The following is a 9,955-nucleotide window of genomic DNA, read 5'->3' as shown; positions in this document are numbered from 1 at the left end:
AAAGCATGATATTTAAAGTCAATAGCATAATGAAAAAAATATCTTACTTTTTTTATAAATAAAGTTGTAAACAGAGCGGACCAAATAACATGAAAAGATGGGAAACTGATTAAGCCAGAGCCAGCACTACTGGGCATTAGCCCTTCGTGGAGCTGCTTAAATTTTAGTGCTAAATCCAGTTGCTCTTTAAGAAGGTACGGTGAATTTAGAACACTTGCAGGGGGAAGCTGTCGGCCAAAAATAATACACCAAGATACCAATCAAATTTAGAAATGAAAATCTCACCCAAAAAAGACTCAATAGAATTTTTTATCTACGAAAAAAACAAGCTGCAATAGGAAGAATAAGTGCTTGATAGTCTAGTGAGTTATAAAATTTCAGTTAATAATTTATAGATATCAGGGTATTGGTGCAGCCATTTCATCCATGATTTTTGATCAAGGCCAATTGCTAAATCAGCCTGATATGAAAAAAGAATCAATCGGGTGAAATGGTGTAAACTGGGCATTATAAGCTAAAAGCACTGAGACCCAAGCGATTAGATAAATACTAACCACTTTAAAAGTTAACCCTAATTTAGGCCAAACCTCACACAAAGGCATCGATAACAAAATCAATAAAAATGATAAAACGATTAAAAAAATATTACTTAATAACGGAGGCGTGACGTTGCTTACATAATGAGTATATATACTATTCAGGTATAGAAATAAAAAGAAATTAATATTAATCCAATAGATATTCCAATTGAAAGAAGCTCATAGATAGAAATATTTCTATTAACACAACCGTATATTTTATTGAATAAATAACAAATATTTTCTCTTCTTATAGCTAGCATAGAGACTTATACCATTCTTTAAAAGTTAACCCTAAATATCCTAGCTTTATTTGCGTCAACCAGAAATGATACTTGAAAGCTAAAGACAAGCAAGTTAATGAAGAAGCGATGCCAATCACTGCCGTCATATAAGAACTACTTAAAATACAAATTAATGTAAACGTTAATATTATTAAAAAAATGTTAAATATATCCACATCAATATCATAAATATTTTTTAAGCGGAGACAATATCTTTATTTGACACACCAGACCTACTTATTGGAATTTTTCTTTCACCCTCATACTCCGGAGGAATATCAAAAAATTTTCTTAGATGTCGAAAACACAAATACTGTACTCTCTTTTATAAAAGAATATGAAACAGCAGACTTTAAGGCGGAGGTTATCTTTTTAAACATAATCTTTATTACTTAATAAAATTATCTAAATGAATATCGCTATCACTTTGGAGCGTTGCTTCCTCCATGATATCGATTATGATTAATAACAGGATAAAATATGTTTGTTTATCCTCGTTTATTGAAATAACCTCCTTGTTTTGTTCTCCTAAGCGTTTCCGGCTATAACTCAACTTTTTGCCAAAAAGAAAGCTATGAGTAAAGCTTGCTTTCCTTAATACAGATTCAACTATATATCCCGATGACGAAAGAATATCTATATTAGAAATTTGTTTCTTTTTCCAAAAAAATTTATGACTTTCATATAGACTCATTATTTTTTCAAATACTTTATCATAATCTATATTAGTCATGGTTTCCTTCCTGAATAATTTGAGAAATTCCAAAAATACTACCAGGGAATTCATTACTACGCTGAACTAATACTGTCCAAATGACCTTCTGAGTATCTTTTGAATCACCCTTTTGGTATGTAATAATCATAGGTACCTGTAAGCGCCAACTATAAGTTCCACCAACCTTACCTTTTGTTAAAACAATAGGAACATCCGTGACAACTGCTCGGACAACATATTTGTTCTCTCGTACTTTTTTAATAATAGGTTTAAATGCCTTTAAATATTGATCCCAACCATATTTTGTAAAATATTTTCTTTTCTCCTGAACCTGTGTGCGGTAATTTAAAAAGTCAAGTGAGTTAATATTCGAAATAATATCAGATAACCAGTTAATAACAGCGGAATCATTCAACACAGGGTTTGATAAAGGATGAAGCTGAATTAACTGGCCATTTGATGTTGTGGCAAAATATTTTGGCTTAGGCCGTGTATTCATAGAAATAATCAAAGCTACCGTTAAAAAAGTATTAATCAAAATAGAGATTAATAAAATTAAGGTGGTACGACGGAAATTATCTTTGTAAAAATCATTTCTAAGTTTCACTTGTGTTAACGATGAACTAGCCACAATATATTACCTTTATCATTAAATTTTCTACCCAACTGAGAGCTCAGGAGTAATAACACATCCTTGTTCTTGAACTTCTCTCGACATCAGCCCCGATGTGCTAAACTCATTACTTGCTGATGACTCAAGACTTTTTTTCAAGATCAGATACTTCATCAGATATAGCGTCCAATAAATGATCAGTTTCATCTTCTCTTGATGAGTCTCTTAAAGCTTTCACCAATGAAACAATCAATGGAAAAAATCCTGGTGCAATTTTAACCTCTTTTCTTCCAATAGCAGCTAAATTTTTTGCTTCCTTTATTATTTCATTTAAATGTTCTGCGCAATTTTTGCGTTGATCGGGATCATTTAAATCCAGCTCTTGTAGCTCTTCAAGGGCCTTATGCAATGCTTTTGCTTTATCACGTTTTCCTTTTGAGGTTGAAGTTCTTTTAAGTGATGCTTTAAGAAAGGTGAAGGGGTAGAATCTCCAGAATTAGAAGCACCAGAGTTAGAATCTCCAGAATTAGAAGCACCAGAGTTAGAATCTCCAGAATTAGAATCTCCAGAATTAGAAGCACCAGAATTAGAAGCACCAGAATTAGAAGCACCAGAATTAGAAGCACCAGAATTAGAAGCACCAGAATTAGAAGCACCAGAATTAGAAGCACCAGAATTAGAAGCACCAGAATTAGAAGCACCAGAGTTAGAATCTCCAGAATTAGAAGCACCAGAATTAGAACCACTATCAGCCATATTTTTCCTCACTATATTTCACATAATATTTACACAACACTATTCAGGTGCTCCTTCTGCAACACCCTTCGCAACATCTTCACCAGCTGCCTTCGACATGCTTGCAAAGTTTTTACCTCTCTGGGCTCCAAGTTGGATCTCTTGTGAGTCGGCTTGCACCTGAGACTGAGTTTCTGTTTGTTTTGCTTGAATACCCTGCTGCACACCAGAGCCCATCGCTTGTCCTGATTGGCTTGCAAGCCCTTCAGTTTTTCCTTGTAATTGCTGAACATCCTCTGCACCTGCGCGCTGGTTTGAAGATGCACCAATCCAATCAAATACCTTATCTGGAATCAAATAAATCACTGAAAAGCACTTACTAAAAGCCATCATCATAAAAGATGAATAAATAAAAATTAAGAAGCAAGAAACAATACCTTGCACCATATTAGAAGATGAAAAATTATTTATCACTAATGGAGCAACTAAGTGAAAACCTTGAGCAGAGTAAGTAATTAATACATAAGTTAATGCTATTGCGGCAATCACACCTATAGCCATTAGTACCGGTCTAAATATTATATTTAAAGCAATTTTAATTCCAGGTGAAGCATGCCCTAAAATCTCATGCCCTTCAGGATAAACAAGCACAAGTGCAACAAGAGGCATTGCTATTAGCCCTTCAAGAATACTTAATACCCAAACGATAGTTCCTGCCCAAAACAAAAAATAAGGAATTAAAGGCATCATCACTACAAATGAAATCCCTGCGGTAAATAGCGAACCGAGAACTATAAATGCAAGTGGAAGCCAAGCCATTGACATAGACATACTACCAATTTGAGCAGCCATATAAAGTTGCACTTTTATTTGGCTCCAAGAAGCATAGAGTGACGAAAAGTCAGTACTAGCACCGAATAGCGACAAACTACTATCAAGATAGGCTAGGTGCTTTGACTCTTCAGCACCTTGCTTAACCATAGAGGCAGCAGTATTTTTAACATTGTTAAACTGTTGCTGATAGTTATCAAAAATACTCATAAAGCTATTTATTACAGCTTGTACGGTATCAGCCCCTACTTGCTGTGCCTGCATAATTGTACTAAACAGATTATCTGCAGGGATTCCAAGCTGGTAAAGTTCATTCATCACTCCAGTTACATCTGTCGCTCCATTCCCACTTAGCCTATTAAAAATTTTATCAATGACCGCATACACAGGCACAGAAGTAACTGTCGTAGGCTGATAAATACCATTCACCTGTAAGAACTCAAATACATTATTTAGAAACTTAACATTTTCTGCTATGTCTGTTATCTTTTCAGTCTTTGGGCTGTCTTTTATTAAGTCAAGGAGGTAAATAAAAGGAGGTCGCCATTCATTAGGGAGGTTTAATAAGTTCATCTGCAATTGATTAATATTTCGACATACTGCTGCTTCAGATTTGTCACTATATTTATTACTATCTTGCCCAGTACATGCAGGGATTGTCTGATAAATCAGATTAGACCAGGTGCTTGAAACCATGCTTAAGCCATTTGGTACAGTCTGTGTAGTTGAGATAATTCCTGCAGTTGTACTTACAGAATTTGATTTCATATCTTTAATGCTGTGAAGCTGCTTATCCTGACCTTGATATTGAGGGACATTACCATTAACAATAGGATAATAATAAACAGATAAAGGAATATTATAATGCATAGTTGATAATATGTTCATTCCAGGGTAGGACAAAGCTTGATTCAATTCATCTTCAGCTGACTCTAAATTGTTATTCATAATTTGGTCGATTGATAAATAACTTTCTCCGCCAATCCACCAGCTATCTATATAACTCTTAAATGGATACTCTGGATCAAGGTGATCACCAGGAAGGTTATATGTTTGATTTGACTCTTCTAACTGTAAGCATTCCAAATAACGCATCGTGATTTGCTGGTTAGGCAATAAATAATTTTTACATTGCTCATAGTAACTTGTATTGCTATTAACTCCTGATGTGTTCGCTGTTGTCTCTGCGACACCCTGAGGGTTACTTGTTTGAGAGGTTGATAAATAATCTAACAAGCTCTTGTTCAGACCATTAATATAGCTATTTAAATCAGCATTTGCTTGATTTATATCATTGCTGTATAAACTATTAACTATATTATTTGTAGAGTTATTCGCCTGCTTAGAGTAAGAGTTAGGATTACCATTACTATAGTCTTGATTGCTGAAAACAAATTGAATATTGCCTACTGCATCAACATAAAGTGGTTTGACTGCCCCATCTTGGCTATGCATAGGCATAGTGTTTCCTAAGTGAGCATTCATAATAATTGCTTGATTAGTTTTAGTTTGTTCGCCTGAGTTTGAAACCGTAAAATTATAGGTATAGGCTTTAACCCCAGATGGAGACATACTCGTTAATAGCCCATCAACGGCACTTACGCATTGCTGCGAAAGGGAGCTAGCTGAAATAGCCGGAAAACCTGCAGGTGAAACCTTTATGCCATCATGGAGAACTCCATCAGAGTTAGGATAATCATCATCATATGAATCTTCATAAAACCAATGCATCAATGTATTAAAGTCTTTAAACTTACTTGGTTGGCACATTGTGTAAGAATAAGAAGTTAACTGCGGCAATAACTCAGAAGGAAGTGTTGACCTTGAATCGACGCACATTGTTGCATTATCATTATTTCCTGCACTGCTACCAACTCTATAAAATTGATTCATGTTATTCGTATTGCATTCATAATGATTATCCATAATAGATGTCGCTGGTAAATCTGAATTACTCAAGCCCAAGTTACTAGCAACCTTTTGTACAGATTTATAAAGTACTGAGGTACCCACTGCCGTTTTCACACTATTTAATAAGCTTGAGGGAACCGCAGGAATTGCAGTATGGTCGAGATCAGTTTCAACACTATTCCAAACATAATTAGCAAGCTGGACACCTACTAATACAGCATACAATAGAACAATTTGAGCCAAACAAAAGCCATATTTTACTGGAACAACACAAAGTGGCCCAAAAATTGCTCGTATTGGCATCCACATTGACGACCAGTTTCTCCCTAAAAAACTCTCCTTGATGTGCAGTATTTAATGTGCCAACAAAGACAACAATCGCGTAAATCACTAGCAATAAAGATAATAATCCAGAATTAAATGCAGAGATCACATAATGAATAATTGTTGTGTCGCCTTTTGGCGCGTCCGAACCCGATATCCAATAAATAATGTTCCCAAAAATTTGCCACAAAAAATAAACAGACTGATCTTCTGTGGGACCTGGAACAAGTGATATCATATTTGCTTGCCTTCTTTATTATTAGAGTAGATCAATAGCCTGATCAACTTGTTTTAGATGAAAATTTATTAAGCTTATAATTTATATTATTTAATGTACTTTCTATTCCATATAGCTTTTTTCTTTCTTTAATAAACTCGTTTTTTATTGAGTAATTGTCAAGCAATCCTGATAATTTTAGCAATGAATTTAAATTTTCTTCTTGTAATCTTTGATAGTTAATTAAATTATTTACTGAAAGCTGTAGAGAAATACTGCGTAGCAACTGATCTCGTGTTGATGACTTTAAGCCATTGATCCAATTTGTACTCACTTGGTCTTCAACAGATTTTAGTATATTTTGATTTATCTTATTATTTGCATTCATTTGCGAAAGTACGGCTGTTGCTAGAACAATTGACTGAGCTGACACTCCTGCGTTAACAAAACCATCACTCTCTTCTTTATTGTAATATTTTCCTTGCACTAAGCTCATCAAATAGTCATTATTTGGTAAGTTTTTAATTTGATTAACTACGCCATCACTATTTTTACCTACGCTACTATTTACTTGCTCTATATAATTACTAAATTTGGATGTAGCAGGCAACGCAATAGATAAATCATTCGTGTGGCTTAAAGCCCCAGGAAAAAAAGCCTGAGTTTAAAGAATTATTTGCTTGATCTAAAGATTTATTTTCTGTGTTCTGATTGGCTATAATCTTACTCAAATCACTCTGCAATGTGGCAAGCGATGTAGTTCTTGCCACACATAAACCTGAACTAATCAGAAAAATCCGTAGAAGTCATCATAATTTTTTTGAAAAATACTCATATTGCCTCGGCTGCTTTCTTAAACTTCATTAAGCAATTGTTTCAAGACTAAATCACACGCTTCAGTCACACTTAAGTCATGGTTCTCTTCAATTAAAGCTTCAATTTCTTTTGTTGCGCTACCTCGAGGGTACTTTAAGGCCAACTGTTTTCTTGCCTGTTCAGGGCCTATTAGTTTATAAAGTGATTCACGGATATAAACATCTTCAGTTGTTGTATTAAATGCCCATAACTCGACTGCACTTACAGTACTGGTTAACAACTGCGTATTTACACCTTGTTTAGTCACAAACTGTGCAACAAATGTCGCACCTGAGCTTTTCGGACCATGAACACGTGTTGCTAATGCATACTTTTCTGTTTCATTTAGACCAAACGTTTTACAGGTTTCTTCGATACTTTGTGTTGATCCAGAATCAAGAATAAAAACACCCGTTGCAAAATCAACCATAAGCTTATCAAAGTCCTGCAAGGCTTGAGATGCCAAGGAAATTTGGATTTTCCACTTCCTCCCTTCACGCATATCTTGAATGACTTGATCACGAACCGAAGGGCTGCTTGCTGTACGGTGAAACTCATCGTAAACAATACGTTTTGGCTCTTCTAAAATTTCACGCACACGCTCTTCATGATAATGCTGATAGTTCTTAGGAAATGAACGAATATCATCATGACGTAAAAAATAATGTTGGGCCATGGCATGGCGGGATAACATGTACATGACTGCAGTTTGTTTTTCTGCTGCAGCACTCCCTGACCGAGCGACATCCTCTAGATCCAAGGCAATAACCCGAGCTTTTTCTAAATTAAGTTGCGTCGGTGCTGTTAAAGTTGGAAAGTTCCGGATCACCGCTGACATCGTTCGACAAAATGCAGAGACAAAATCCTCCTGGCTACCCGGCAAAGATACTTTTGCATAGATATCTTTAATACCATGAAAGTGTGCCGTTGAAATTGTATCTGCTAACGTTGGCATCGCGTATTTTTGAGCACGTAACGCTAGATCAAAAGATCTCTTTTCAAACAGTAAATCCGTTAGCTCCCACCAACTCATGCCTGCCTTAATCTCTATACTCATTTGATCCACTTTTTTTTCCAAATAAGTATCCATATGGGGAATATAAGGCTTGGGTTGCTCACTATCGCTAAATTGTCTATAGAGTTCATCTACAAGCAAGCTCAACATACCAGACATGCCATTTGGAATATGATCTTGTGCACGTTCTACATAGAGCAAACTTAATAAATTAATTAAAAAAGAACGATGCAATTTAGTTGGATAGCGCGCTCCAAGTTGAGTGTCAAATGGATTAATCGCATGGCCATCTTCAAGCTTTAAGCGATGATAGAGTACTTTATTTTTATCATCTGCAGACAAACCTTCTTTTAATAAAGAAATAAACCCCTTACTCGATGGCCCAATATCAATAATTGCAATACGTGGCAGTTGAGATAAACCAGGAGATAAGCATAATCCTAAATTGAGACTATTTAATAAAACTGATTTTCCAGACCCTGAGCGCGCATAAATAATGTCAATCCAGCTTACTTGATGGTTAGACCCTGGCTGATAAGGCCAAAGCTTGCCATCAGGCGTTCTAAACAGTAATGCGCCTTTTTTCCAAGGGGATGCGGGCCGTGTAATGGGTAACATTTTAACAACTTCTGATAAAGGCGCTCCTGAGGTTACCGCTGCACTCTTATTGCGAACAGCAACTGCACTTGATAATACCTCTGCATAAGGGTCTCCATAAAATTCTTTAACTTCACAACCTCCCCATGCCTGAACAAGCTGAGCTAATTTAGCAGAGCGCTGTTTCAATAAATTCATTTGACCAACAGGAGCCCAAGTCAATAGAACCATTTTTAATTTAACAATGGGGTCATCTCCTCGTTCATCGAGGTACTTTAATAATTTATGTGACTCTACAATTAGTTTATTGTGATAAGAGCTAAACGTTAAGAACTGCGCTAACCAGTTTTTTGACTGTGTGACTTTAATGCCATTTCCAGCCAGCTGGAAAGAAACACGCCAGGGCAAATCTGCTAATGCAGCTCGTCTAAATAAATCATAAAACGGACGCGTACTTTTTGGAAATAGCTCGATGTATAAAGGATAATACATCGTATCACCAATTCTTGTCATCTTAAGATCAAAGTTCTCTCCTTCACGAGGAATCACTTGTGATGACAATGGCGGCCATAAAAGATCAGAAATGTCTGTACGTTTATCACTTTCATATTCTTTTAATCGTACAGGAGCCACATCACCTGGTAAAAAAGGCTTCCATGTTGGAGATGTAAAGTCAGGATCAATCGATTTGCGAGTTTCATAAACTGCAGTATGTACATCAAGCAACTGTATATAAAAGCCAATCTGCTGTAAGTCTTCAACCATGGTGCTAACCAATGAGTCATGAAGGTTTCTAAGTTCAGGAAGACCCAAGAATAAATTAGCTGCTTGCCTAGCTGCAGGTAAATTATATCTCTTTATTTTTTCATGCTTCTCTTTAAATGCATGCTTAATATGTTTTGTTGGCAAGGCTGATGGTTCTGTCCATATTATTAAAAAGCAGTCCTCATGAGAGCAAACACTGCTCAATACTTTTCTCTTTGATGAAAATATATCGCTAATATTTAAATTAATTCGCGCAGCAGTCTCTTCAGCAGAGGTTAAAGAACGATCGATATGATAAGCAACACCCTTTGGATTATAGTTAAAATAAAATTGAATAAAATGACCTTCAGATGCAAATGAACTTTGAATAGACTCAACAAACTGTTCACAAAGCTGCTGAAACTCTGCCTTACCCACAAAACGTCTAAAGCCATCGATCTTAATGACTGAGATCAATGACGCATTTTTTGTTACTAACACATGCCGGCTATCTGCTGTTTCTAAATCACAATAAG

At 35.7% G+C, this 9,955-nt stretch carries 7 protein-coding genes; all 7 read right to left on the bottom strand.

The window, feature by feature from the left end:
* Nucleotides 1-1,250: 1,250 nt before the first annotated feature.
* The gene (locus BGC07_RS15190) at nt 1,251-1,595 is read right to left on the bottom strand and encodes a hypothetical protein (RefSeq protein ID WP_235603450.1); all 345 of its coding nucleotides are present in this window, start codon (nt 1,593-1,595) and stop codon (nt 1,251-1,253) included.
* Nucleotides 1,588-2,208: a type IVB secretion system apparatus protein IcmL/DotI gene (locus BGC07_RS15185; RefSeq protein WP_069313932.1), complete on the bottom strand. Its 621-nt coding sequence runs from the start codon at nt 2,206-2,208 to the stop codon at nt 1,588-1,590. Before BGC07_RS15185 ends, BGC07_RS15190 begins: the two co-directional genes overlap by 8 nt.
* Nucleotides 2,209-2,332: 124 nt before the next feature.
* A complete protein-coding gene (locus tag BGC07_RS15180) occupies nt 2,333-2,599 on the bottom strand; it encodes a hypothetical protein (RefSeq protein WP_069313931.1) in 267 nt (88 codons plus the stop codon).
* Nucleotides 2,560-2,946 carry a hypothetical protein gene (locus BGC07_RS20835; RefSeq protein WP_069313930.1) on the bottom strand — a complete coding sequence of 129 codons (387 nt, stop codon included), beginning with the start codon at nt 2,944-2,946 and terminating at the stop codon, nt 2,560-2,562. Before BGC07_RS20835 ends, BGC07_RS15180 begins: the two co-directional genes overlap by 40 nt.
* A gap of 39 nt (nt 2,947-2,985) precedes the next feature.
* Complete coding sequence (locus BGC07_RS15170; RefSeq protein ID WP_235603449.1) at nt 2,986-5,976, bottom strand: DotA/TraY family protein; 2,991 nt, start codon at nt 5,974-5,976, stop codon at nt 2,986-2,988.
* Nucleotides 5,977-6,272: 296 nt separating this feature from the next.
* Complete coding sequence (locus tag BGC07_RS15165; protein ID WP_069313929.1) at nt 6,273-6,818, bottom strand: hypothetical protein; 546 nt, start codon at nt 6,816-6,818, stop codon at nt 6,273-6,275.
* Nucleotides 6,819-7,061: 243 nt separating this feature from the next.
* A partial coding sequence (locus BGC07_RS15160) for an AAA family ATPase (RefSeq protein ID WP_069313928.1) occupies nt 7,062-9,955 on the bottom strand: 2,894 nt, incomplete at its 5' end.

The organism is Piscirickettsia litoralis (genome assembly GCF_001720395.1).
In the GTDB taxonomy this organism is placed as follows: Bacteria; Pseudomonadota; Gammaproteobacteria; order Piscirickettsiales; family Piscirickettsiaceae; genus Piscirickettsia; species Piscirickettsia litoralis.
Note: the sequence above shows the minus strand (reverse complement) of the source record. Positions and strands in the feature narration are given on the sequence as shown.

Excerpts from the sequence above, each read along its gene's own strand:
- BGC07_RS20835 (WP_069313930.1), bottom strand. The coding sequence starts at position 2,946 with ATGGCTGATAGTGGTTCTAATTCTGGTGCTTCTAATTCTGGAGATTCT.
- BGC07_RS15170 (WP_235603449.1), bottom strand. The coding sequence starts at position 5,976 with ATGTGGATGCCAATACGAGCAATTTTTGGGCCACTTTGTGTTGTTCCA.
- BGC07_RS15190 (WP_235603450.1), bottom strand. The coding sequence starts at position 1,595 with ATGACTAATATAGATTATGATAAAGTATTTGAAAAAATAATGAGTCTA.